This window comes from Sphingobacteriales bacterium, assembly GCA_012517435.1.
Classification (GTDB): Bacteria; Bacteroidota; Bacteroidia; order CAILMK01; family JAAYUY01; genus JAAYUY01.
On record JAAYUY010000050.1, the window covers coordinates 11,715 to 35,397 of the forward strand.

A 23,683-nucleotide genomic window follows, 5' to 3' on the forward strand; every position below is an offset into this window, starting at 1 on the left:
TTCATGGCAGGAAAAAGAAAAATAAACTTTCAGTGGAGTGTTTCAGGAATCATATTTTTACTACTGACACTCTGTATTTTCAAATCATCAGCTCAGGTGTATGATTTTTCAAAGGATCCTGAAAAGTTTCAAAGCGAAATCAGGACTTTATTTAAAGGAATTCAGGTTGAAAAAACGAATAAAATTGTTGATGAATTCCTGTTAAAATTAAAAAACGATCAGTTTTCCGCAGAAGAATTTTTAAAAATTGTGAACACCTGCAATTTCATGTTAAAACTTCACCTGAAGGCACTTCCTCATTTCGAACAATATCTTGAACTTTTAAATGCCTACAAGAACAATTTTATTACTATCGACAAATTTAATCAATGGGATGAAGTGTACAGGGAAGTTGCCAAAAACAATAAACGCTATCTGGACGATTTCAATGCCTGTATATTAGCTCTTTTTTCTCAGAACGCTGTTTACAGTGAAGTCAGCAAAACATGGAAAATCAATACTTTCGACTACAACATTATCTATGAAAAAGTTCCTCAGATAGTCGTAGAGCATCCCATTAGCCTCACCTGCCGGACAAAGGAAGACACCCTGATTATACACCAGACGACAGGTATTTATTATCCTATTGATTATAAATGGCGAGGTTCAAATGGTTTGGTCAACTGGAGAAGGGTTTTACTTGACACGACAGAGGTATATGCCAAAATCAGGAACTATGTCATCAATACCAAATCCGCTGAACTTGAAGCAGATTCGGTTGAGTTTTGGAATAAAAGATATTTTTCCAACAAACTTTTTGGCAAGCTGTGGGATAGGGCTATGACCACCTATTCCGGTGTAAATTCCAAATATCCAAAATTCAGGTCATATAAGGCTGTTTATATTCTGGATAAATTATCTAAAAACGTACTCTATATAGGGGGATTCACGCAGGAAGGAATTGATATGCTGGGCTCGAGCAGTATGGATATTCCGGGGGAACCCAAAGTCAAAGCGAGAGTAATTATCTCATATAAAGGGAAACCTACCCTTAGAGCAGAATCAGATGCTTTTCTAATTACACCTGAAAAAATTGTTGCCAGCAATTCCACGGTTTCGATTTATTACCAGAAAGATTCTTTGTTCCATCCAAAAATTATCTTCAACTATTCGATCCTAACGAGAAAAATAATGCTTACCCGTGGAGACAATGGCATGTACCGGAGCCCCATGTACGATACCTATCACAAGCTTGAAATGGAATTCGACCAGCTTGAATGGAATATTGACGACCCAAAAATGGATATGCGTCTGTTCTATGGAAGTGAAGGTTCCGCATGGTTTACTTCTTCTGACTTCTTTACCGCTGAAACTTTCAATAAAATTCAGAGTGTCCTTGATTTTAATCCTGTTGTCAAGCTAAAGGAAATTTCTGTCAGAAAGAGGACTAAAGTCATTTCACAGGCAGAATTTGCCGACTATATCGGGGTTCAGCCCGAATTTGTTACTTCATTGCTGATTACCCTCACCATGCAGGGTTTTATCATTTACGATGAAGACAAAAAAACAATCTTAATCAGAGACAAAACCATACTGTATGCCAATGCAGCCGATAATAAAATGGACTACGACCTGCTGCGAATTGAATCTATCATTAAAAAAAGTAATGCAGTTTTTAGCCTCGAAAGCGGGAATCTGGACATTGAAGGAGTGGGAAATGTATTATTCAGCGACAGTCACAAGGTTTACATTTATCCGCAAAACCAGAAACTAATTATCAAGAATGACAGAAACATGGAGTTTAACGGATATGTCAGGGCAGGGCTTTTTGAATTTTTCGGTTCCAATTTTAATTTTGACTACCAGACCTTTAAAATTTCCATGAACAACATCGACTCCCTCAGGTTCTGGGTAAGAATCGACCCCACCAAGCCAACACTTATCGCATTGATACAGAGTGTTCTGCAAAATGTCAGCGGATATTTATACATCGATAATCCCAAGAATAAATCAGGGCGAATAAATTATCCGGAGTATCCCATCTTTGAGTGTACGAAAAACTCCTTTGTCTATTACGACCGAAAAGAAATTCTGGGAGGAGTGTATTCCCGCGACCGGTTTTATTTTGAAATAAAGCCTTTTAAGGTAGATAGCTTATATACTTTTACCATGGAAGGCCTTACTTTTGACGGCACCTTTCATTCAGGAGGCATTATGCCTGTGTTTGACTACCGGCTGGTTCCCCAGAAAGACAGGTCGCTTGGATTTACCAAAACAGATGTTTTTCCGCTCTACATCAATCAGGGGAAGCCAAAAGGAGAAGGTGATGTTACTATTTCATTGAGCAACAAAGGCTTAAGAGGAACCGGAAGCATAGAATACCTGACTTCGATTACCAAATCACCAGATTTTATTTTCTTCCTCGATTCTGTGAGAGCAAACAGTACCTCGTTCAACCTTGAACACAATGCCATGAACAAATATCCCAAGGTTATTGGCCAGGATGTTTTCACCCGATGGTATCCCTATAAAGATACCATGATCATCGAAAAGCTTCAGATACCCTTTAAAATCTATGAAAAAGGATATGATTTTTCCGGAAATCTGGTTCTGACGCCAGCCAGACTTAGCAGCAGCGGAACTTTCGATTACCTGAACAGTACCATTTCCTCCGGAGAATTTGTATTTACCCCCACAAAACTGCTTTCAGAAGATGCCACCCTGCGTATCGAAAGCGATGACCCGAACCTCTCAGCCATTATTGCACCCAACATTAAGCTCGATCTTGATATTGAAAAAGATGTGTTAAAAGGACAATCTATCAGCGATCAGCATAAAATCCTTTTTCCTCTTAACAGGTATCTGACCAGCATGAAAAAATTTGTGTGGTACAGCCTCGAAGACAGGGTTGAACTCAATAAGGGAGATTTTCAGACAGATAAGGATTGCTACTTTATGTCAACCCATAAAGATCAGGATTCATTGCAGTTTCAGTCAACCTATGCTGTTTATGATTTAAAAAAATACTATATCAATGCTGAGAAGATACCTTATATTCCCGTAGCCGATGCACGAATTTTCCCCTTTGAAGGCAAGGCAGTTATCGAACGTGATGCCCTGATGCAATCGCTGAAAAATGCTAAAGTTAAAGCTGATACCATTAATTTTTACCACGAACTCTATGATTGTTTAATCAATGTTTTTGGTAAATATAAATATACGGGATACGGAAAATATGACTACATCGACAAATACAAAACCAGGCAGGTGCTTAACTTTTACCAGATTCGGGTGGATGAAAGCCGAAGGACCTATGCCCGTTCAAAGATTACCGACAGCATGAATTTCAAACTCAGTCCGCAATTTAAATTTACCGGATATGCCGATTTGAACGGAAACATCAGAGAGCTTGATTTTGACGGATTTGTATTCCCCGATCATAAAAGACCGGAATTCCGCACCGGATGGTTTTCCTATCACAACCGCATCAATCCCGACTCTGTCTATTTTGCCCTCTCCTATCCAAAAGGCAAAGAAGGGCGTGAACTTTACACAGGTATTTATTTAGGCACCGATTCTCCCTATGTTTACAATCTTTTCCTTGGCTATAAAAAAGCTTTTGCCGATCAGGAGATTTTTACCGTAACCGAAGGCATCCTTTATTATGATGAAAAGAAAGCTTCTTTCGTCTTTGCTGATAAAGACAAAATCTATTATGAAGAATTAAGGGGAGCACTTTTCTCGCTGAAGCCTGCTAACGGTGATGCTTACGGGGAAGGAAAATTTGATTTTGGAGAAGATATAAAAGCTATCGACATAGCAACTGCCGGAACTTTTAATTATTTTGCCGAGAACGGTAAATTTATTTTTGATATTGTGATGACTATCCAGTTCCCGTTTGATGAAAAAGCAATGAACCAGATGATAGATGTGGTGGTTCAGTCAAGCTATTTCAGAAAAGACACACGAAACAAACGGGATGCTGTCCAGAAAGGGATAGCCGAACTGGTTCCGGATGAAAAAGAGATGCGAACGATTCTGGCAGAAATTGAAAACTTCGGACAAATTCCGATTACAAAAAACCTGACCAAAACCTTTGTCCTTTCTGATCTTAAAATAACTTTTGAGCCTGAAGAAAGAGTATTTCAGTCGGATGACAACATGCTCGGATTAATCAGCATACGCAAAGCCACTATTAACAAATACATAGGCGGAGCCATGCAATTAAGTAAAAAACGAAGTGGTACTTCATTTACATTATATCTCGAGAGCGATAAGGAAAACTTTTATTTCTTCAAATACAACTACGGCATATTCAATGTAGTTTCGTCTGACAAAGAATTCAATAAAATTTTCACTTCAACGCTGACAAAATACTCAGAAAACAAATACCGTCTGAAACGGGCAGCCCCACGTGATCTGGAAACCTTTAAAAAGAAAATGAAACTGTATTAGCATGATTGAAATTCTCATACCCGTCATCGCTTATTTATTAGGCTCAATTCCAACGGCCGTGTTGATAGGCAAATATTTTTACGGAATCGATGTCAGAGAGAAAGGGAGCGGAAATGCAGGCGCTACCAATACTTTCAGGATTTTAGGAGCAAAAGCCGCCATCCCCGTCTTGTTTATCGACATTCTGAAAGGATTTCTTGCCGTCAAACTGATTTTAATTTCAGGTCTCGGCCATCAGCCGGAAGCCCTCAAAATCCAGATGCTCTCAGGTATTCTGGCTTCTCTTGGTCATATCTTCCCTGTATTTGCAAAATTCAGGGGCGGTAAAGGTGTGGCAACCCTGACAGGCGTTGTTCTGGCTATTGAGCCCAATGCACTTTTGTTTGCATTGCCCGTTTTTATTCTGACCGTTCTTATAACCCGTTTTGTTTCTCTTGGCTCTATTCTGGCCACCGTCAGCTTACCCTTTGTTTTTCTGTTTATCCTGCATCTTACCCGCTTCGAATATCTTGTTTTTTCGCTGATAATCATCACTATTGTCATCTTTACCCATTGGAAAAATATTCTCAGATTGATGGAAGGAAAAGAAAATGCCTTCAGTTTAAACAGAAAATCACATGACAGTAAATAACCCTGATAATCAGTCAGAACGAATCAATATCCACAAAAATCATCAACTCATTCTGCACAATGATGATGTAAACACCTTTGATTTTGTCATTAAAACCCTGATGGATATTTGTCACTTTGACGAGGTTCAGGCAGAGCAGATTGCCCTTCTGACCCATTTTAAAGGAGAAATAGTCATCAAACATGGTGATAAAAACTATCTGACCGCCTTAAAGCTCTCCCTTGAAGAGGCAGGACTAACAGTTTCTATCGGATAGAAAGTTTATTTGAAGCCAATCGCCATCTGCATCTTGTCTTTTGTCTTAAACCAATGATCGAGAAGGTTGTAGAGCTCATTCGGTTGAAATGGCTTAGTAATGTAGTCATTCATTCCCTGATAGATACAGGATTCCAATTCATCACGCATGGCGCTGGCTGTCATGGCAATGATAGGTATTTTAAGGTTGAATTCTTCCCTGATAACTTTTGTTGCTTCATATCCATTCATGACAGGCATCTGAAGATCCATCAGAATAATATCATAGCTTTTCTTTCTGACCATTTCGGTTGCTATTTTACCGTTTTCTGCCACATCTATATTTAAACCCCAGTTTTTAAGAACCTTTAATGCCAGCAACTGATTGATCTTGTTGTCTTCCACAAGCAAAACATGATAATTGGTCCAGTCTTCTTCCTTGACGCTCTTAATGACAGTTTCTTCTTCTTTTTTCACTGCATTTGTGTTTACTTTAAATCCTAAGGTAAATGAGAAAGTACTTCCAACTCCCACCTTACTTTTCACCCATATTTTACCTCCCTGAAGTTCAACAAGCTGCTTGCAGATGGATAATCCCAGACCGGTGCCACCATATTTTCTTTCAGTATCGGTGGTAGCCTGAGTGAAAGTTTCAAAAATATAGGCAATTTTATTTTCAGGAATGCCAATGCCGCTATCCGACACATCAAACTGTAAATACTGTTTCCCTGATTCTTCATGTAGCAGATTTACTTTCAGCCTTACTTCTCCCTTTTCAGTAAACTTAATGGCATTTCCAATCAAATTGACAATGACCTGATTCAAACGATAGTAATCTCCCTTCAGTGATTTTGCAATATTGTCATCGAAGTCAAAATTCAGACTGATATTTTTCTCTTCAGCTTTAACACGCAATATTTTTAAAGTGGTCGAAAGCTGGTCATACAAATCAAAATCAATCTCTTCGAATTTAATTTTACCTGATTGAATCTTTGCCAGATCGAGCAAATCATTGATAATTACCAGGAGGTTGTCTCCGCTGCTTTTGATAGCTTTCAGGTAATCAATCTTCTCCTGATTGGTTTCCATTCCCAGTAAAATATTGGTCAGCCCGATGATACCGTTCATGGGCGTACGAATTTCATGGCTGATATTCGCTAGAAAACGCTCCCGCATGGCCAGCGATTCCTCAGCTATTTCTTTGGAATGCCTGAGTTCAGCCTCGATTTTCTTCCTTTCCGTAATATCCTGAATAGTCCCCAAAACGGTGTATGAATTGCCATTGTCCGGATTGCTGACAAATAATCTTGTATTGATAAATTTATGGCCGGTTGGAGTATTAATCCTGAAATCAATATCCTGCGGCTCAGCTGTTTTTATGGCCATATCGAGTGCCTGCATGACAGCTGAATAATCATCTTTATGAATTTGCTTTAAAAAATGTGAAAAAGATACATCCTCCGGGCTAAGACAAAAGATTTTTTGCCCCTCTTCCGTCATGATAAGTTCACGTGTTTCCGTATGATATTCAAAACTGCCGATATGTGCCAGTTTCTGGGCTTCTTTCAGCCGCATCTCGCTTCTGACAAGCGCCTGCTCTATTTTCTGGCGTTTCTTTTCAGTCTCATAATTTTTCAGGGCATTACGAAGACTCATCGACAAACCTTCCGGAGAAATCAGGCTTTTCGGAATATAATCGGATGCTCCCGCGCGGATAGCCTCAGCCGCCACCCTTTCGTCCCCGTAGCTTGTCAGGATGACTACAGGTATTTTTATGCCTTTTTCCCTGATGGTTTTCATCAATGTTATCCCATCAATATCAGGGAGTTTTAAATCTGAAAATATGCAATCAAATTCTTCTTTTTCCAGCATCTGAAGTGCTGTTGTAGCATCGAGGGCATAATCAATACTTAAATATGCCTCTGATTGCATTAACGACTTTTTAATTGACAATGCGTCAATACGGTCGTCATCAATAATAAGAATTCTTAGCGTATTCATGGCAATTCAATTATTTTCCAATAACTTTTCAAGGTGCCTACTGCGGCAACAAATTTTTCAAAATTTAAAGGTTTCAAAATATAACCGGCTACATTGAGGTTATAAGCATTTATCCTGTCGCTGTCTTCGTTGGAAGTGGTCATGATAAAAACCGGTATGGATTTCAGTTCCTCATCTTTTCTGATTTCACGCAAAAACTCAATCCCGTTCATTTTTGGCATATTGATATCGAGCAGGATAATCTTTGGCAACGGATTTATTTTTTCGACCCCATTTCCTCTGAGCATATTTAAGGCTTCAAGCCCGTTGTTGGCAATTATCAAAGGATTTTGCATGTTATTCTTTTTGAATGCCCTCTGTACATTCATCTGATCAACCATGTCGTCTTCAACGAGCATGATGCTTACGAGTCTTTCTTCCATAGTGTTCTGCATTTATCTTTGTTTATTAGTTTGTTACATTTAATTCTTTCGGCCAGGTAAAGATGAATTCACTTCCCTCTCCCTGTTTTGATATTAACTGAATATTTCCCCCTACAAAATCCAGAATTTTTTTTGCCAGTGTAAGGCCTACACCTGTTGTTTCCCTTACGTCTTTTGAATTGACCGTATAAAAGACTGTAAAAACCTTGCCCTGCAAATCTTCTGGTATGCCAGGACCGTTGTCTTTTACGGAAAACACATAACAATCCTCTTTTTCTTTACAGGAAATCCGGATATGGCCATCTTCCTTATCATGAAAAACAACAGCATTTTCGATCAAGGCATACAACACCTTATATAATTTACTGTGCATGGTCCTGAATACAGGCATTTTTCCGGTTTCGACCTTCATCTTTTTACTGTCAGGAATCATTTCAAGGATTTCAGCTATCATTGCTCCTGTATTCACCTCCGCCATGTCCAACTCCATCCGCCTGACTCTCGACAACTCTGTAAGGGCATTCATCATGTTTTCAATGCGTTTTACCCTGTTTTTCAATAGGTCAAAATTCTCTCTTACATCGCCAGTTGTTCCGTTTAAATCTTCATCAATCCACTCAACAAGATTATTGATAGCCCTCAAAGGTGCCTTCACATCATGCGACACGATGTAAACAAAAGACTCTAATTCTTCTGTTTTCCTTTTCAGTTCTTCTTTTAATCTGTTGATTTCTTCTGTCATAGCTGTTTATTTTTTAGGCCATGTAAAATGAAAGGTCGTTCCTTTCCCTTCTTTCGATTCAATCCATATTTTTCCGCCTTTTTCTTCAATAATCTTTTTTACAATAGATAGCCCTATACCTGTACTTTCCACAGTGTCGCGTGCTTCTATGGTTTGAAATATTCCGAAAATCTTTTCATGATATTCTTCCGGAATTCCGGGACCATCATCCTTAACCATAAATTCAACCATATTGTCGTTTTCGAAACACCTGATTTCAACATTACCTTTTGGCTTATCGTGGTATTTTACCGCATTGCTGATTAAATTGCTAAATACCTGCTGTAGGGTAATTTGTTCGGTTTCCAGAACAGGTAAACCCTGTTCAACATGAAAGGCAATCCTATCTGTAACAGCGAGATTATCAATCACATCTTTTACCAAATCCCTTACACTTACTGTCGATTTTTCTATTTTCTGGCGTCCGACCCTGGAATATTCAAGAATCCCGTTGATCAGATTTTCCATCCTGTTGACCCTACCTCGCATCAGACGTATATGGTTTTCAACTTCTTCCGGTACCTCTCCCAAATCCTCAATGATCCATTCCGATAAGTTGTTGATGGCTCTGAGCGGAGCTTTCAAATCATGAGATACAATATAGGCAAACTGATCAAGCTCTTTATTGGCTTTTTCCACTGCAATTAAAGATTCTTTGAGTTTCCTTTCGTTTTCTTTCTGTATGCTGATGTCCTGAGCAACAATGACGATAAAGTTTTTATTAAAATCTTTCAGATGATTGACAGAAACAAGTACCGGTATCTTTTTCCCGGTCTTTGTCATAAACTCTGTTTCAAAAAGGCTTCCCTTCCCGAACCCATTCAGATTGAATATTTTACTGACATGATTCCCGATAATTTTTTCCGGTTCACAGCCTAACTTTTCACAGGTAGTCGGATTAACCGTTTTAATAATGTTGTGTTCATCAAGAACAATCAAAATATTCCCCATATTCTGGAAAATATCATTCAGGTAATTTTTAGCGCTGGCTGTTTCTATTAATTTCATGGAACTTTTAACACTTGCCCTGATAACCAGAAAAACAAACATGGCACCTCCGAGAAAAACCATACCCGTTATAAATGCCATTATGTCCATTTTGTCTAAAAAAACCAACACCAAAGCACCAATGTAGCCTAATAAAAATGAAACAATGAAATAGGAAAGTATCTTCCATGATTTGAACATCTTACCTTCCTGAAGGCTAAGAAGCTGGCGGGTCTGAAAGATGGATAACACCATGAAAATAATACCGCCTCCGATTAAAACTGCTGATATTGTCTGCATCTTCTTAAATTTTTAAAATTATTCGGTTTTAATTTCCGATTTTTGCTCAAAAATAAAAAAAACGGTTGGGGCAAATGCAAATTTATTTTAATTTTCATAAGACAAAAAACTGATAATCATTCATTTACAAATAAAACTTTTAACATGTTTCTGGAAGGAAATTTATTCAAACTTGCTGCTGAATACAACGACCCGGTCAGCTATTGGCTCCCGCTGAATGAAAAACTTGTTTATCTGAATGAACTCATTGGGCATTCAGTTAAAATTCATTATCAAGGGATTATTAATTGTATTAAATGTGGCAGAAGGACACCGAAGTCATATCAGCAAGGCTTTTGTTACCAATGTTTTATGACCGCCCCCGAAGCTGATCCCGGCATTATAAACCCTGAACTGGACATGGCTCACGAAGGGATATCTCGTGACATGGAATGGGCAAAAACCTACAGCCTGGTCGAACACACCGTCTATCTGTCGATCACAAGCGGAATAAAGGTGGGCGTAACACGAAGCTCTAATGTTTATACCCGTTGGATTGATCAGGGTGCAAGCCAGGCCATTTCGCTGGCAAAAACTCCCTACAGACATCTGGCAGGAATTATTGAAGTGGAACTTAAAAAACACTTTAACGACAAGACCAACTGGCAAGACATGCTATGTGGCAGAACGAACGGAAATACCGATCTGATTGCCGAAAAGAAGAGAGCTGCTATGCTCCTGCCTGAGGAATTAAAAACATATCTGACTGAAGATGATTCAATTACGCATATTAATTATCCGGTTACCCGGTATCTCGACAAAGTTAAAAGCATTGATATTGAAAAGCTGACAGGATTTAGCGGCATACTAACCGGAATTAAAGGACAGTATCTGATGTTTGACGACATGGTGCTTAATGTCAGAAAGTATGGCGGATATTTGGTCAGTTTTGAATACTGATGCGCACAGAAAAAAATATTTTATTTCTGTCGTTCAGCCATTATTTTCTTAATGTTTTCATCAAATTCGGGATATTTGCTCCTAAGCTTATCAAAATTTTCCTTTGAAAGCCTGTACAGGTCGCAATAGGTAACTGCCTTGACACTTGCTGTCCGTTTTTCATCTTTCAGCAATGCTGTTTCACCAAATGGAGAGCCTGCGCCAAGTTTGTTGATTACCTTATTATCTATCAGTATTTCCACTTCGCCTGAACTTAAAAAATACATACAATCACCATATTCTCCCTGCGTGATGATGTAATCGTTAGGTAAGAATACCACGGGTTCCAATAACTGAACAATTTCTTTGATGAAGATTTCATCGGTATGTTGGAAAAGCGAAACTTTCGCAATAATGTCACGGTTGAGGTGCATTAAAATCTCAGTGGAAAGGGTATGCGGCAGGTCTGTAAAGAGATTGCCTGTATCAAATCCTTTTCTGGTTTCCCATAGATAGTAATAATAGTTTTTAACTTTGTTCTGAATGGAAATTGGCAGATTTTTCGACTGCATACTGACATTTATTTCTTCCATGTGTTTCATAAACTGAGCCCTTGCCATATCAATATTGGCAATTAAAAGGGAAATATTACCAATGATATAGCCAAACACACCCACACCAATAATCTCTACAATAATGGTATAGATAATCTGAAGATTACTGTTTTTATCAGGGGAATAATCTCCATAACCAATGGTGGCAATGGTAGTCAGTGTCCAGTATATTGCCCTGATATATTGATCGAAAAAACTTCTGTCTTTTTCACTTGCACCGATTCCACACCAGCCCAATGCAATAAAATTCACACCGATTATAAACCAAAATCCCAGAGCAATCAAACGCCTGACATTTGGATTAAAATTAAGGCTTTCCTGTATTTCTCCGAAAATATGCCTTATTTTATACAGTTTAAGGATGGGAAAGCCATACAAGACAAGCATGAAATAATGCAGAAATGTCTTATTCTCCTGTTGCCCAAATATGAGAAAAGCAAGAAAAAAAAATGGTATAAAAGCAAGAAAATCAGTAATAAAAAATGTTTTTAAATAATTTCTGGCAATCATCCTCTGATCGCAGATCACTTCATATTTAATCCGGATATCCATAAAAAAGCTCAGAAAAACATCCATGGCAAACACAAAAACAATTATCCAGTAATAAATATCAGGTCGTATCAACCCAAAACTAATCCGGTAAGAAATAACTATTGATGAGAAAAGAATAAAAATCAAAATAAATATGTTCCAGAATACATTAAATCTGCATTGATTGGTAATGACAGGAATTTTATTCAATAATGATTTCAAAAGCATGATTTTTATAAAATTTCAGTGATTTTTTGAGAGCTAAAGATAACGATTCTAACTAAACTAGTCTAATTGGTTGAATGACCTGTATGCATTTTTCTTTTTCCCCTTGCCAAAGAGGCAAAAACACCGGCAAAACAAAGGACAGCAAATAACAGTAACGATACATTGACGGTTTTCATAAATGCCGGTAAAGCAGCAGGGGTAATTTTAATTTTGCCAACAAAAAAGTTGATGAAAAACATTACTATCACCATGCTGATCATTTGACCGAGCAAACGCATGGTACTCAGGGTAGCCGAAGCAATTCCCAGAAAACGTTTTTCCACAGAACTCATCACTGCATTGGTATTCGGAGAAGAGAAAAGCGCAAAACCCAGCCCCAGAAACATCAGAAAACCAATTATATAGGTCAAACCAATATCCTTGTCAATAAAAGACAAAAAGAACAAGCCGACAGAGCTGACCGCCATTCCGAGAGAAGCCAGAATTCTGGGATCAATTCTGTCAGACAACCTGCCAAACAGAGGGGTAAAAACAGCCATCACAACAGGCTGTGAAACCAGTATCATTCCGGCTTCTTTAGGTGTAAAACCTTTGGCATACTGAAGAAAAAGGCTCAGAATGAACCCAACCCCGAAAGTAGCTGAATAGTTGATAAAAGCAGCCAGATTGGAAAAAGCGAATATTTTGTTTTGGATCAACATCCTGATATTCAGGAGGGGATGTTCGTTTTTATATTGGAGATAAACAAAAACACTTAATAACACTAAACCAGAGAGTGTAAAAGTAACCGAATAATCAGAAGGCAGATGAGAAAGGCCATAAATTAAGCCAAGAATTCCAAATGAATAAAAAACAGCACCTTTCCAGTCAAATCTTTCACCTTTCGCCTCTGCCCAGTCCCCTTTCAGAAAAAGCAGAATAATCAGAATAATTACCATGCCGACAGGAATCATCAGATAAAAAATGCTTTGCCACCCAAGGTATTCAGTCAGAAATCCGCCAAGGGAAGGTCCTAAAGCCAATCCTACGTATGTAGTTCCTGTTACATAGCCAACAGCCCTTCCACGCCTTTCTTTAGGGTAAACTGAAAGAACCAGTGCGAGCGAAGTAGTAAACATCATAGCACTTCCCAAACCCTGTAATGCACGGGATAAAATAAGCATGCTCCCGGTATAGGATAATGCGCATAAGGTGGTAGCCAAAGTAAAAACCAAAACACCTGTCAGATAAACTTTCTTCCTGCCGACAAGATCGGCAATTCTGCCAACAGGTACAAGAATCATGGATGAAGCCAGTAAAAATGCACTCGCTACCCATCCCAGTGAAACAGCATTCATCCCGAGCTGTTTCCCGATAACAGGCAGAGCAATGTTGATGGAAGACCCCATAAAAGGAGTAAAAAAGGAGCCGATTACGGCTACGGATAAGGCAGCCCTCAAAATGGTTTTTTCGTTGCTCAACTTTTAATGTCTGTTTTCTTTTCATGGCAAATGTATTTATTTTGAATCATCAATGAATGTCCCGCCAATCATTTATCTCTGGCTGAATAAAACCCAAGCATGAATATTTTCTATCTTTGCGGTAAAATAATTTATTGCTAATAAATGACCCCACAGGAATTAACTGCCATCTATCTGGCAACAGCAACAGCCATTTTCATCGAAGGTGAAACTGCCCTGATTGCGTCTTCCTTTGCTGCTAAAATCGGTTATTTAAATTTCCCGCTTGTATTTTTCATTGCTTATTTCTCAACTATATCTTACGACTGGGTCTGGTTTTTTATAGGCCGGTGGAGAGGCAGAAAATATATTGAATCCAGAAAAGGGCTTCAAAAAATGAAAATAAAAGTGGACAACTTCCTCAATAAAAGGCAAACCTTGTTTCTGCTTATTTATCGTTTTCTCTATGGATTCAGAGGTGCTATTTGTCTGATTGTAGGCCTTAGCCAGGTGAAGGCAAAAAAATTCATTTCGCTCAGCCTCATTACTACCCTGATATGGACTGCTATTTACTCCGGACTTGGGTTCTTTTTTGGAAAAGTATTAGAAAAAAAGCTGAGCAATTTTCAAAGCTCAGCTCCTTTTATTTTGCTTGGAATAGCCTGTCTGGGGATTATTCTTTACTCCATTACCACTTACTCTACCGGTAAAAAGTTTTTTAAAAGTAAAGAATAAAAATCACCACATAAACAGTTTTTTGTTGTCAATATACTGACTGATGTCGCCATCCAAAGCCCCTAAAAACAAGACTACGGTATCGACTATCTGCAGGATTCCGCAGCCTCCGCCTGTAAGCAGATAGGCAATAAAAACCCCGGTACCAGACCCCAGATAAATTCTGTGCAGGCCAGAAATACCGGTAACATAAAATACCATGCTCAGGGCAAATGCCACCCATGGATCCTTCTCGTAAACCATTGATTGTGAAGCATTCGGAAGATTAACCGATAAAACATTATTCATGTTCAAATCAGTCGATTCCTCTGCTACATTGAACATCTGGTTTAATTCTTCATCATTTATTTTATAAGGAGATGAAGAAAGCAACGGAATAGCCGCGAAAAAGGCAATAACGGTTAATAGCACATTTTTCATAAGCTCAAATTTAAAATTTCCCCAATTTAATTGTAAATGAATAACTTAAACCATTAAAGGCGTTTGATTCTGTTTCATAGAGTTTCAGGTCTTCGACAAGGCGGTAATTTACCCCTATTCCAAAGCGAAGATTTTTGACAAAATTCAATTCAAGATTTATTCCCGGCTCAATTACCAGAAACATATCGGAGTCTTCCCTTTTGTAGCTGAAACCAATCTCCGGATCCCAAAAAAATGTTTCGTCAATATAAATAGCACCACCACCACCCAATAAACATGGGAAAGAAACATGGACAGGAAATTTTGGCATCAAGGTAGGTTCAATGTAAAAGCCCCCGTAAGTCATATAGAGGGACAATGACCTCGGATTTGACCCCGACCAGCCTAAATCCCGTTTCACAGTGGACGTCAGGCTGTAGCCTCCAAGCCCGAACGACATCCAGTGATTCATGATCCAACCTCCGCGAAAACCGGTAAAATATACCTGCCGGCCAAACATTTCAGGTTGAAAGGCAATTGACATCGACCCGAATCCACCTTTTGCCACTTCTTTATTTCCGAAAATCGTCTTTATTTCATTTTTCTGTGCCTGAGTGTTCATGGCAAACACCATAAAAACAGCCATCAAAATCAATCTTAACTCTTTCATATTGTTTATTTTAGAACTTATACAAAACTGAAAAACCTATATCAAAAACACTGCTGCCTAACTTTTTGTAAGGACCAAAAATATTCAATGCCGGCTTAAAATCAAGGCTGACAATCACGGGATAGGTTTCAAGCCTGTATTCAACTCCCGCCAATACATCAAAACCCAGATTGGGGAAACTCACTCTCCGCTCTTTGGTTATCTCATTCCCATTGTCATCAATAGCCTTGTAATATTCTTTTTCCCTGTAAAAACCAATATGTCCGCCAAATCCATAATGAAAAAAGAATCTGTCGCTATAAATCTGTGATAATGGATCATTGTAAAAGTACAATCCGGTCAGTAAAGCTCCTTTTTCTTTGTTGTAGGCAATCAGCTCAAAAGCATTTTCATAGTCCAGGTAGGATTTATAAACAAAGCCGGCCCCAGCACCAAATCGCAGGCCAATGGCCTGAAAATCCTGTCCTTTAGTTGTTTTTAACATCATGAATATCAGATTAAAAAACAATAACAGTAGTAATTTACCTCTGCCAAACATAAACTTGTATTAAAAATACCCGAATTTAAAAGAAGCATTAATAGAAAGACCTGACATATCTCTGTCATCAAGGTTTTCCAGGAAGGTACCGGAAATCAGGCGATAACTGGCTCCCAATGAAAAACGCATGAATGACAATAAATTGAGCTGAATATCTATTCCCGGTTCCAGTACAAAAAAAGTGGAGGATTCGATCAGGGCATTATCGAAAAATAAGTTGTAGTCGCGGTAATACAACTTTGCACTACCGCTTCCGATTAACAAAGGTATTGACAGATTGATTGCTTTTGTCGGGAAAAGCATGTATTCAAAAAGAACTCCTCCATAGCCAAAATTCAGCCTGCCGGTTGAATCATGTCCTAAACCATCAGAAAGAACTAACCTGACCGGTGTTGACAAACCCCATCCTCCTCCGCCAAGTACGAGCTGATGATTCAGGATGCAGCCCCCTTTCCCGCCCAGTAACAGTGAGGCATGGTTGGAAATACTTGTAAATTTCATATCAAAGGAACCATATCCCCCGAATTTAAGTTCATTCCCAAAAAGTGTTTTAATTTCGTCATCATTCTGACTGAATGCCGCAGTGGCATTTAGCAAGATAATTGCCAGTAAAAGTCTTTTCATCTTGATTTATTTTTGTCTGATTATTTTTCCTGTTCCCAGCGAATTTACTGTAATTTCAGCATCTCCGAAATAATAAATGTTCCCTGTTCCGAATATTTCAGCATCAATTTTTTTATTTGCTGCTGTAAATATATTTCCTGTTCCGATAATTCTTGCCTTGCAGGTATCACTGACCAATGAGGCAGTGTTTATTTCACCCGTGCCGTTTAACCTGAGTTGCGATTTCCGGCAGTTCCCCTGAAGCTGAATATTACCTGATCCGGTAATTTCCACCTGAATTTCTTCCGCTTCAACATCAAGCTCCACTTTCCCGCTTCCAGAGGCCTGTGTATTCAGAAACTCCACCAGCAATTCGTCAAGGTCGATACTGCCTGTTCCAATTAACTCAACTTCAAGCTTTCGGGCTTTTAATCCGACCGACTTGACCAAACCTGAACCTGTCATCTTAATTTTCCTGATTTCCGGGGCATGAACATAAATTTTAACAGGCTCACAGGATTTGATCCTTTTATTTTCAAGTGTCCCGATATTCAGTGTTTTGCATGCCACAGCAGTTTCAATGTCTTTCATGACGCTTTCTTCTGCCTCTATGTATAGCTCATATTTCTGATCCTGAACAATGTACAGCTCAAACGGGCCGTTCATCACCACCATATCAAATTCAGAAACCGACCGCCATTCTTTTGTTACCTGAGCAAATAAAGCAGGATTCAGCAAAACGAACAACAGAACGAAAAAAATCAGCTTTTTCATTTTTCTCAATTTTACAACCTGATAATTTTACCACTGCCACTGATATTCATATCAATAGCCGGACTTCCTTTATAATAGACGCTTCCACTACCACTAATTGTTACATCCAGTAACTGGCTTACATTTACCCATGCCGAACCTGAGCCACTTATTCTAACTTTACAATAATCCTGCATGAGGTCAACCAGACGATAATCACCCGAACCTGAAATCAGCAAGTCGGTAGTCTCAGCATAGCCTTTGGCTTTAATCATGCCTGAACCACTAATGACTGATTCAAAATAATCTGTTTCAAGATAGTCAAAATTTGTATATCCTGAACCTGAAACATTGGCTTCAGTGTTATCTGCAATCAGCTTTTCTATTTTTATATCCCCTGACCCCGAAATTACCGTTTTCATATCTCTGACATTCAGGCTGTCGCTAAAAATATTGCCTGAGCCTGAAATGACTATCTTATTCAGATCGGGGGTATGAACAAATACTTTAATCGGATAGGTTTCCCTCAGGCAATAATTATCCCTTGTCTTAATAATCAGGTTCCCTCCGAGAATGCCCGTTAATACATAAGGAATCAGGTTCTCCTCTGCTTCTACTTCTACCCAGTAAGCTGTATCCTGAATAATGTAAGTCGTAAAGTCGGTTGTCAGGTTAACACTGGTGAATAATGGCAGGGATCGTGTTTCCTGATCCACTATTCCGTTTCCATAAATACATGGATAAAAATAATCATCACATGAACTTATTAACATCACTGCTGCACTGATGATTGTCAGTGCTAAACCAATTTTAAAATACCTTTTCATCGTTTTCATTTTTTCTCTTAATGACAATGTTTTTCATCATGGGTTGCATATTCCCTTTATCTGTATAAAATTTTTACCGAACCTTTTACTGCATTAATAATTACCTTAACTCCACTCTCTCCGGCATCACCAAAAACACCCGTTGTTTTATACTGTTTGGTATCTTTATTAATTAATTGTGTGTTTAGAACCATCTGTTGGGGATAATTAAACGAAACATCCGTGTGAGTAAGGTTAAAATTAAAGCTGCTCCCCGGCTGGAAAAACAGCGTAATATCAGTATAATTGGATTTAAGCTGAATACCCCTGAACATTTTATCAATCATTTCGAGATTGAGCGAGCCAAATGACGTTTCCATATTCATATCATCATCAAATCTGTAAACCATCATTTTGGTGAAATAAAGCTTTCCCTTTATAGTTCCGACCCTTTTCAACTCGATAACATCCCTCCTCGAATCAATTTCAAGTGTTGATACTTCAGAAAGATTTACATTGGATGATTTTGAAATAAGGTTAAGCTTCCCGGCTTTTTCAAGACTGATAGTAGAAAACTGGCAATTTAATGCTCCTTCCGGCATGTATTGTATAGAGGCTTTTCCAAACTTAATTTCAATATTGGAAAAAGAAGATAAGTCGGCTATCCTCAGATCTCCGTGAGCAAGGTCGATATCGAGCGGAGCCCTGACATTCCCTAAGTAAATATCCCCAAAACTATTTTTGATTTTCAGGCGGTTAGCAGAAGGGAGATACACGGTATAGTCAATCACGGCTTCGGCACCTATGGTCATAAAGGCATTGGTGATATTATCTATTTCTGTTTTTATAGTATTGCCCGAAGAACCTATAAGCGTTGTAGCCCTGACATAATATTCTGAAACAGAAAAGTTAAAGTTCAGCAATGTTTCAAGTTTTTTAATCTTATCCTGTGTTTTGGCAGTCATCTCAAAATTGATAACTATCCTGACAGAATCCTTTTCCCAGTTGATTACTTCAACTTTACCGAATTTATTGGTTATTTCAACAATCTGTTGTGGTGTAAGCTTATACGACCTGATCAGCCGCCTGCTTTCTTTGAGTGTCTGAGCCGGCAGCATCAGCGCTGTCAGGACTAATGCCGTTATCAGCAGGAGTATTTTCAAGTTCCTCATAATGATATATTTTTATTGTCTGATGACTTATTTTCACTTTCTCTGGCTTTCCGCAACTGAAACAGTACTTCTTCGAGTATATTCAGTTTAAGGCGGTAATTTTCAATAAGTTTCACGATTATTTCTTCATTATTAATATTGTTTCCAAGCTCAGCCTTCAATTCTTTGCAGGCTTGGTCAAGCTCTTCCAGATCGGCTTTAACATCTGCTTTCACTGATTGAAATTCAGGGTAATTTCTATTGAGTTCATCCAGCATTAAGTTGACCTGATGATTGTAATAAACCTCAGCTTCAAGGATTTCATTTTTTTCAGCTTCCATAGTCTTTTCTGACTCTGCCAATGACTGATTATCTGTGGTGTTCCTGATAAACTTTTCATACACAAATACAGAAACAAATGCAATGGCAAGCACTGCGGCAATCCTGAGCGGATAATACCAGATGGTTTTGCTCTTTTGCAGGGGAGTTTTCAGCTGATGTGCAATATTTGACCATACTTCAGGTGATGGCTCATAGACATCAAACTCATCGCGATGGTCTTTTACAAATTTTTCAAAACGCTCACTCATTTCAGGCTGATTTTAAAATTTCCTTAATTTTATTTTTTGCTCGCATATACTGTGTTTTCGAGGTCGATTCCGAAATGTTCAGAATCTCCGCAATCTCTTCATGGTCGTAGCCTTCAAGCAGGTAAAGGGATAAGATGATCCGGTAGCCATCGGGCAATAGCTGAATGGCTTTTCTTACTTTTTCCACTTCGTACATTAATTCATCCTCATCCATGCTTTCATCAGGTAAATCTTTTTTAAATACATTCTCCTGATATTCTATGTCAATCTTTTTCTTTTTAATGGCATTGATGCACTTATTGACCACTATCTGCTTGAGCCATGCACCAAAAGTTGATTCAAACCGGAAGGTATGCAGCTTAAGAAAGGCATCAGTAAATGATTCCTGTAAAATGTCTTCAGCTTCTTCCCTGTTATTCAGCATACGCCAGCAAATACTAAACATTCCCCGCGAGTAGTTTTGATACAACCGGTATTGTGCCTGACGGTTGCCTTTCATGGCCTTCTCGACAAGCGCACGGTCGTTATGAACAAAATCTACCTGCAAGTTATGTTTTGTTTTCAATGTTTAATGACAATCATTCAGTTCTCAGGTTGCATGCAGCTGTGAATATTTCTTAAGAAAAGCAAATTTCCTGAATTATTCCGAAAAATAAAAAGCTCATTTCTCTGATTCAGTCTCCGGATTTCCCCCATTTCCCTTATGATGACAAAAATTTGTCAAAGTTTCACCCAAATTGAAATTTTGTCTTTCCAGATTTGAAATTTTGTCTATATGTATCTGACAATGAGAATATTAGATTGACAAATTGTAATTTTCCAGGTCATTTCTTCAGCAATTTTTCAATGGCATTTTGATTGAAAATTAATGGGCAAATTAAAAAATGATTGTTAAACAATAAAAAATAAAGGAGGACAAAGCTATGGCACTCGTTAAATGGAACAGGGACGACAGATTCCCGGTATTTTCAAGGTTTTTTGAAGACTTTTTCAATGATGAACCCTTTTTCCCAAGCAGTTGGATGAACAGGGTTCCTGCTGTTAACATTCTGGAAAACAAAGATTCTTTTTCGGTCGAACTTGCTGCTCCGGGATTGAACAAAAACGATTTTAAAATCAATCTCGAAAACAATCTGTTGACGATTGAATGCAGCAAGGAAGATAAAAAAGAAGAAAAAGACGAACGTTTTACCAGAAGAGAATTCTGCTACTCCAGCTTCCAGCGTTCATTCACGCTGCCCAACACCATCGATACCAATAAAATTGACGCTAAATATGAAGATGGTGTCCTGAAAATCAATCTGCCAAAGAAAGAAGAAGCTAAAGAAAAACCTGCCAGACAGATTTCTATCAAATAACAACCCTATTCACTATCCAGCATAAGCCGGGGAAATATCCCGGCTTTTTTTATTTTGAAGGCTTCAGTTCCAGCATCTGCCCCTTAAAGGTGGCATCAGGGTAAAGCAAATATTTTTTTCTGATCAGCAGGAACTGATTTATATCTGATTGCCAACTCTTTCTGATATTTTCCGGCTGCTCCCCTGCAATTATCTGCTTTCTGAGCTCATCAGTTCCGGCAAGTTTATCAAAAAAGGAATTGAAAAATGTCTCCTTATCGGGAGAATTGTCATAAAAACCAATCAACCAATGTAAATACAGCATATCTGTATTGACAACAAACTCATTGGCAAAATCAGTCAGCTTAAAGCCAGAGCAGGTTTTTCCCTCATAGAGGGGTTTATCAGCAATTCCCGGAATTGATTGAGGAGTAAAAGTAAAATTTCCCTGAGTGAAACCTGGTTTACCGATAACTTCAAAAGGGAAGCCGGTACCTCTGCCAACACTCACATCCGTGCCCTCAAAAAAACACAATGATGGGTACAAAATCATGGCTTCACGTGTACGAAGATTGGGGGAGGGTGGTATTTCAGGATAATATCGGGTATCATGATCATATCCTGACAGGCTGATTACCTTCAGCTTACATCTGATTCCGTTTTTCAGCCAGCCTTCTCCGTTCACCATCAGGGCATATTCGCCTATAGTCATTCCATAAACAACCGGAACTGGATGAAGACCGACAAACGATGTATAAGCAGGTTTTAAAACAGGTCCGTCAACATAATAAGCATGGGGATTTGGTCTGTCGAGTACCATCAATGAAACATTGTTCTCCGCACAGGCTTCCATGACGTAAGCCAAGGTTGAAATATAGGTAAAAAACCTCACGCCCATATCCTGGATGTCAAAAACAACCAAATCCAATCCTTTCAAATCTTCTGGAGCGGGCTTTTTCTTATCACCATAAAGAGAAATAACCGGAATCTTTGTCTTGCCATAGTAGCTGTTTCCTACCTTCTCCCCAGCCGACACATTTCCCTGAAGTCCATGCTCAGGCGTAAAAATTTTAACCACCTGCATACCCGAATGTAAAAGACTATCAATCAGTTGTGTTTTGCCGATCACTGAAGTCTGATTAACAACAAGGCCAAGTTTTTTACCACTGAGAAAAGGAAAATATTCATTTGTCTGTTCTGCACCGGTTTTAACCTGAGCATTCACTAAATTTGCCAGGCAAATAATCATAAAAAGAACCAACAAAAAACTGTGTTTTACCATATTAACCGGAAATTAATTTAACGAAATCATTGAATCTTGAATTATACATAGCAAAAAGGCTTACTTTCAGGTCAAAACGAACATTTTCAAAGACTATTGTTTTCATTGCCATCTTTGCCATTGCCCTGAGTATTGCCATCATGATCATTTCCATCTCTATTGTCAAAGGGTACCAGAAACAAATCAAGGAAAAGCTCACCGGCTTTGCCTCTCATATTCAGGTAACGCGTACAAAATTAGTGTACACCTATGAAAGCGAACCCGTAGATTATTCACAAAACTATGTACGAACGATTCAGAAACACCCGGGTTTTGATCATATTCAGGTGTTTGCCAATAAACCGGGTATCATTTCAACTGCCAGCGATATTGAGGGTATCATTTTAAAAGGCGTTTCAGCTGACTTTAAACCTGATTTTCTGAAAAAAATGATGGTTTCGGGAAAGATTCCCGATTTCTCCCGTTCTTCCGCTGAAAACAGCATCGTGATTTCCGAATTCATTGCCAAAAGGCTTCAAGTTAAAACAGGAGACCCGCTTATTGTTTATTTTGTTCAGAATCCACCCCGGACCCGTAAATTCACCATTTCGGGCATTTACAGTACCGGAATAGAAGAACTGGATAAGGTTTTCGCCATTTGCGACATCAGGCACATTCAAAAACTGAATGGATGGCAGGAAAATCAGATTGGCGGTTATGAAATATTTATCAATGATTTTAAACAAATTCAATTCCTGAACGAAATTTCCCGCGCTGCAGCCCCCTTCGACCAGGACTCAAAAATGATTACCGAAATTTACCCTCAGATCTTCGACTGGCTTAATTTACTGAATGTCAATGTAAGGGTCATTCTGATTCTTATGATTCTCGTAGCAGTCGTAAACATGACAACAGCTCTGCTGGTGATTATTGTCGAAAAAACTTCCATGATAGCCATACTTAAATCACTGGGAGCAAGGAATTTCTCTGTGTCAAAAATTTTCATTTATCATTCAGCCATGCTTATCTCTGCTGGTATTCTGATTGGAAATATCTTTGCCTTTACCCTTTTATTTCTTCAATATCAGTTTCATTTTTTCACACTTCCTCCCGAACATTATTATTTGAGTTATGTTCCGGTGATGTTTACCTGGGATCTTTTTATCATTCTAAATGTTCTGTCATTTTTGCTCTGTACGCTGGCAATGCTCATGCCTGCTGCTTTCGTTTCTCGCATCTCACCCATCAGGGCACTGCGATTTCAATAACTCCTTCCTTTTAATTATTCCTCAGTAGTCTTCATTCCTGCTATTTTTCAAT

At 38.6% G+C, this 23,683-nt stretch carries 23 protein-coding genes; 7 read left to right on the forward strand and 16 right to left on the reverse strand.

The genetic code is table 11. The features are described from left to right. The first annotated feature begins 3 nt into the window (after window positions 1-3). The 3 genes from GX437_02840 to GX437_02850 are packed head-to-tail and all read left to right on the forward strand — an operon-like array spanning window position 4 to window position 5,321. Entirely contained in the window at window positions 4-4,434 is a 4,431-nt protein-coding gene (locus GX437_02840; protein ID NLJ06588.1) for a hypothetical protein, read from the forward strand. Between the two features lies 1 nt (window position 4,435). Next, window positions 4,436-5,065, forward strand: coding sequence for a glycerol-3-phosphate 1-O-acyltransferase PlsY (gene plsY, locus GX437_02845; GenBank protein NLJ06589.1), 630 nt, complete (start codon window positions 4,436-4,438; stop codon window positions 5,063-5,065). Further along, window positions 5,052-5,321 (forward strand): ATP-dependent Clp protease adaptor ClpS, encoded by a 270-nt coding sequence (locus tag GX437_02850; protein ID NLJ06590.1) that lies wholly within the window; start codon window positions 5,052-5,054, stop codon window positions 5,319-5,321. Before plsY ends, GX437_02850 begins: the two co-directional genes overlap by 14 nt. A 5-nt stretch (window positions 5,322-5,326) precedes the next feature. Here GX437_02850 and GX437_02855 read toward each other — a convergent pair whose 3' ends face one another. Genes GX437_02855 through GX437_02870 form a run of 4 tightly spaced genes read right to left on the reverse strand, consistent with a single transcriptional unit; the run spans window position 5,327 to window position 9,790 of the window. Next, window positions 5,327-7,300 (reverse strand): response regulator, encoded by a 1,974-nt coding sequence (locus tag GX437_02855; protein ID NLJ06591.1) that lies wholly within the window; start codon window positions 7,298-7,300, stop codon window positions 5,327-5,329. Next, on the reverse strand, window positions 7,297-7,722 hold the full coding sequence (locus GX437_02860) for a response regulator (protein ID NLJ06592.1): 426 nt from the start codon (window positions 7,720-7,722) through the stop codon (window positions 7,297-7,299). Before GX437_02860 ends, GX437_02855 begins: the two co-directional genes overlap by 4 nt. Window positions 7,723-7,747: 25 nt before the next feature. Then, window positions 7,748-8,464 carry a HAMP domain-containing histidine kinase gene (locus tag GX437_02865; protein NLJ06593.1) on the reverse strand — a complete coding sequence of 239 codons (717 nt, stop codon included), beginning with the start codon at window positions 8,462-8,464 and terminating at the stop codon, window positions 7,748-7,750. 6 nt (window positions 8,465-8,470) lie between these two features. Next, window positions 8,471-9,790 carry a PAS domain S-box protein gene (locus GX437_02870; GenBank protein NLJ06594.1) on the reverse strand — a complete coding sequence of 440 codons (1,320 nt, stop codon included), beginning with the start codon at window positions 9,788-9,790 and terminating at the stop codon, window positions 8,471-8,473. A gap of 144 nt (window positions 9,791-9,934) precedes the next feature. Between GX437_02870 and GX437_02875 the strand changes: the two genes are divergently transcribed. After that, window positions 9,935-10,729, forward strand: a complete 795-nt coding sequence (locus GX437_02875; protein NLJ06595.1) for a DUF2797 domain-containing protein — start codon at window positions 9,935-9,937, stop codon at window positions 10,727-10,729. 20 nt (window positions 10,730-10,749) lie between these two features. On the opposite strand, the gene GX437_02880 is transcribed toward GX437_02875, so the two are convergent. Next, window positions 10,750-12,075, reverse strand: coding sequence for a cyclic nucleotide-binding domain-containing protein (locus GX437_02880; GenBank protein NLJ06596.1), 1,326 nt, complete (start codon window positions 12,073-12,075; stop codon window positions 10,750-10,752). A gap of 68 nt (window positions 12,076-12,143) precedes the next feature. Continuing rightward, a complete protein-coding gene (locus GX437_02885; protein NLJ06597.1) occupies window positions 12,144-13,523 on the reverse strand; it encodes an MFS transporter in 1,380 nt (459 codons plus the stop codon). A 162-nt stretch (window positions 13,524-13,685) separates the two neighbouring features. On the opposite strand from GX437_02885, the gene GX437_02890 reads away from it, so the two are divergent. Further along, window positions 13,686-14,255 carry a DedA family protein gene (locus tag GX437_02890; protein NLJ06598.1) on the forward strand — a complete coding sequence of 190 codons (570 nt, stop codon included), beginning with the start codon at window positions 13,686-13,688 and terminating at the stop codon, window positions 14,253-14,255. Window positions 14,256-14,258: 3 nt separating this feature from the next. Here the strand turns inward: GX437_02890 and GX437_02895 are convergent, their stop codons facing one another. The 9 genes from GX437_02895 to GX437_02935 are packed head-to-tail and all read right to left on the reverse strand — an operon-like array spanning window position 14,259 to window position 20,264. After that, a complete protein-coding gene (locus GX437_02895; protein NLJ06599.1) occupies window positions 14,259-14,675 on the reverse strand; it encodes a TM2 domain-containing protein in 417 nt (138 codons plus the stop codon). Window positions 14,676-14,685: 10 nt separating this feature from the next. Next, window positions 14,686-15,324 (reverse strand): hypothetical protein, encoded by a 639-nt coding sequence (locus GX437_02900; protein ID NLJ06600.1) that lies wholly within the window; start codon window positions 15,322-15,324, stop codon window positions 14,686-14,688. A gap of 10 nt (window positions 15,325-15,334) precedes the next feature. Continuing rightward, complete coding sequence (locus tag GX437_02905) at window positions 15,335-15,811, reverse strand: hypothetical protein (GenBank protein ID NLJ06601.1); 477 nt, start codon at window positions 15,809-15,811, stop codon at window positions 15,335-15,337. 60 nt (window positions 15,812-15,871) lie between these two features. Beyond that, window positions 15,872-16,486, reverse strand: a complete 615-nt coding sequence (locus tag GX437_02910; protein NLJ06602.1) for a hypothetical protein — start codon at window positions 16,484-16,486, stop codon at window positions 15,872-15,874. A gap of 6 nt (window positions 16,487-16,492) precedes the next feature. After that, entirely contained in the window at window positions 16,493-17,239 is a 747-nt protein-coding gene (locus GX437_02915) for a DUF2807 domain-containing protein (GenBank protein ID NLJ06603.1), read from the reverse strand. Window positions 17,240-17,250: 11 nt separating this feature from the next. Next, window positions 17,251-18,045, reverse strand: coding sequence for a DUF2807 domain-containing protein (locus GX437_02920; GenBank protein NLJ06604.1), 795 nt, complete (start codon window positions 18,043-18,045; stop codon window positions 17,251-17,253). Window positions 18,046-18,101: 56 nt separating this feature from the next. Next, the gene (locus GX437_02925) at window positions 18,102-19,196 is read right to left on the reverse strand and encodes a hypothetical protein (GenBank protein NLJ06605.1); all 1,095 of its coding nucleotides are present in this window, start codon (window positions 19,194-19,196) and stop codon (window positions 18,102-18,104) included. Beyond that, complete coding sequence (locus GX437_02930; GenBank protein ID NLJ06606.1) at window positions 19,193-19,765, reverse strand: hypothetical protein; 573 nt, start codon at window positions 19,763-19,765, stop codon at window positions 19,193-19,195. Before GX437_02930 ends, GX437_02925 begins: the two co-directional genes overlap by 4 nt. Window position 19,766: 1 nt before the next feature. Further along, window positions 19,767-20,264, reverse strand: coding sequence for a sigma-70 family RNA polymerase sigma factor (locus tag GX437_02935; GenBank protein NLJ06607.1), 498 nt, complete (start codon window positions 20,262-20,264; stop codon window positions 19,767-19,769). Window positions 20,265-20,688: 424 nt separating this feature from the next. Here GX437_02935 and GX437_02940 point away from each other — a divergent pair, with 424 nt between their 5' ends. After that, entirely contained in the window at window positions 20,689-21,123 is a 435-nt protein-coding gene (locus tag GX437_02940; protein NLJ06608.1) for an Hsp20/alpha crystallin family protein, read from the forward strand. A 49-nt stretch (window positions 21,124-21,172) separates the two neighbouring features. On the opposite strand, the gene GX437_02945 is transcribed toward GX437_02940, so the two are convergent. Continuing rightward, window positions 21,173-22,384 (reverse strand): DUF1343 domain-containing protein, encoded by a 1,212-nt coding sequence (locus GX437_02945; GenBank protein NLJ06609.1) that lies wholly within the window; start codon window positions 22,382-22,384, stop codon window positions 21,173-21,175. 29 nt (window positions 22,385-22,413) lie between these two features. On the opposite strand from GX437_02945, the gene GX437_02950 reads away from it, so the two are divergent. Beyond that, on the forward strand, window positions 22,414-23,631 hold the full coding sequence (locus GX437_02950) for an ABC transporter permease (GenBank protein NLJ06610.1): 1,218 nt from the start codon (window positions 22,414-22,416) through the stop codon (window positions 23,629-23,631). Window positions 23,632-23,683 lie beyond the last annotated feature (52 nt).

Coding starts and splice junctions, on each gene's coding strand:
- GX437_02925 (NLJ06605.1), bottom strand. CDS start 19,196: ATGAGGAACTTGAAAATACTCCTGCTGATAACGGCATTAGTCCTGACA.
- GX437_02865 (NLJ06593.1), bottom strand. CDS start 8,464: ATGACAGAAGAAATCAACAGATTAAAAGAAGAACTGAAAAGGAAAACA.
- GX437_02915 (NLJ06603.1), bottom strand. CDS start 17,239: ATGAAAAAGCTGATTTTTTTCGTTCTGTTGTTCGTTTTGCTGAATCCT.
- GX437_02840 (NLJ06588.1), top strand. CDS start 4: ATGGCAGGAAAAAGAAAAATAAACTTTCAGTGGAGTGTTTCAGGAATC.
- GX437_02920 (NLJ06604.1), bottom strand. CDS start 18,045: ATGAAAAGGTATTTTAAAATTGGTTTAGCACTGACAATCATCAGTGCA.
- GX437_02910 (NLJ06602.1), bottom strand. CDS start 16,486: ATGAAAAGACTTTTACTGGCAATTATCTTGCTAAATGCCACTGCGGCA.
- GX437_02940 (NLJ06608.1), top strand. CDS start 20,689: ATGGCACTCGTTAAATGGAACAGGGACGACAGATTCCCGGTATTTTCA.
- GX437_02855 (NLJ06591.1), bottom strand. CDS start 7,300: ATGAATACGCTAAGAATTCTTATTATTGATGACGACCGTATTGACGCA.
- GX437_02905 (NLJ06601.1), bottom strand. CDS start 15,811: ATGATGTTAAAAACAACTAAAGGACAGGATTTTCAGGCCATTGGCCTG.
- GX437_02890 (NLJ06598.1), top strand. CDS start 13,686: ATGACCCCACAGGAATTAACTGCCATCTATCTGGCAACAGCAACAGCC.
- GX437_02870 (NLJ06594.1), bottom strand. CDS start 9,790: ATGCAGACAATATCAGCAGTTTTAATCGGAGGCGGTATTATTTTCATG.
- GX437_02875 (NLJ06595.1), top strand. CDS start 9,935: ATGTTTCTGGAAGGAAATTTATTCAAACTTGCTGCTGAATACAACGAC.
- GX437_02900 (NLJ06600.1), bottom strand. CDS start 15,324: ATGAAAGAGTTAAGATTGATTTTGATGGCTGTTTTTATGGTGTTTGCC.
- GX437_02860 (NLJ06592.1), bottom strand. CDS start 7,722: ATGGAAGAAAGACTCGTAAGCATCATGCTCGTTGAAGACGACATGGTT.
- GX437_02850 (NLJ06590.1), top strand. CDS start 5,052: ATGACAGTAAATAACCCTGATAATCAGTCAGAACGAATCAATATCCAC.
- GX437_02895 (NLJ06599.1), bottom strand. CDS start 14,675: ATGAAAAATGTGCTATTAACCGTTATTGCCTTTTTCGCGGCTATTCCG.
- GX437_02945 (NLJ06609.1), bottom strand. CDS start 22,384: ATGGTAAAACACAGTTTTTTGTTGGTTCTTTTTATGATTATTTGCCTG.
- plsY (NLJ06589.1), top strand. CDS start 4,436: ATGATTGAAATTCTCATACCCGTCATCGCTTATTTATTAGGCTCAATT.
- GX437_02930 (NLJ06606.1), bottom strand. CDS start 19,765: ATGAGTGAGCGTTTTGAAAAATTTGTAAAAGACCATCGCGATGAGTTT.
- GX437_02935 (NLJ06607.1), bottom strand. CDS start 20,264: ATGAAAGGCAACCGTCAGGCACAATACCGGTTGTATCAAAACTACTCG.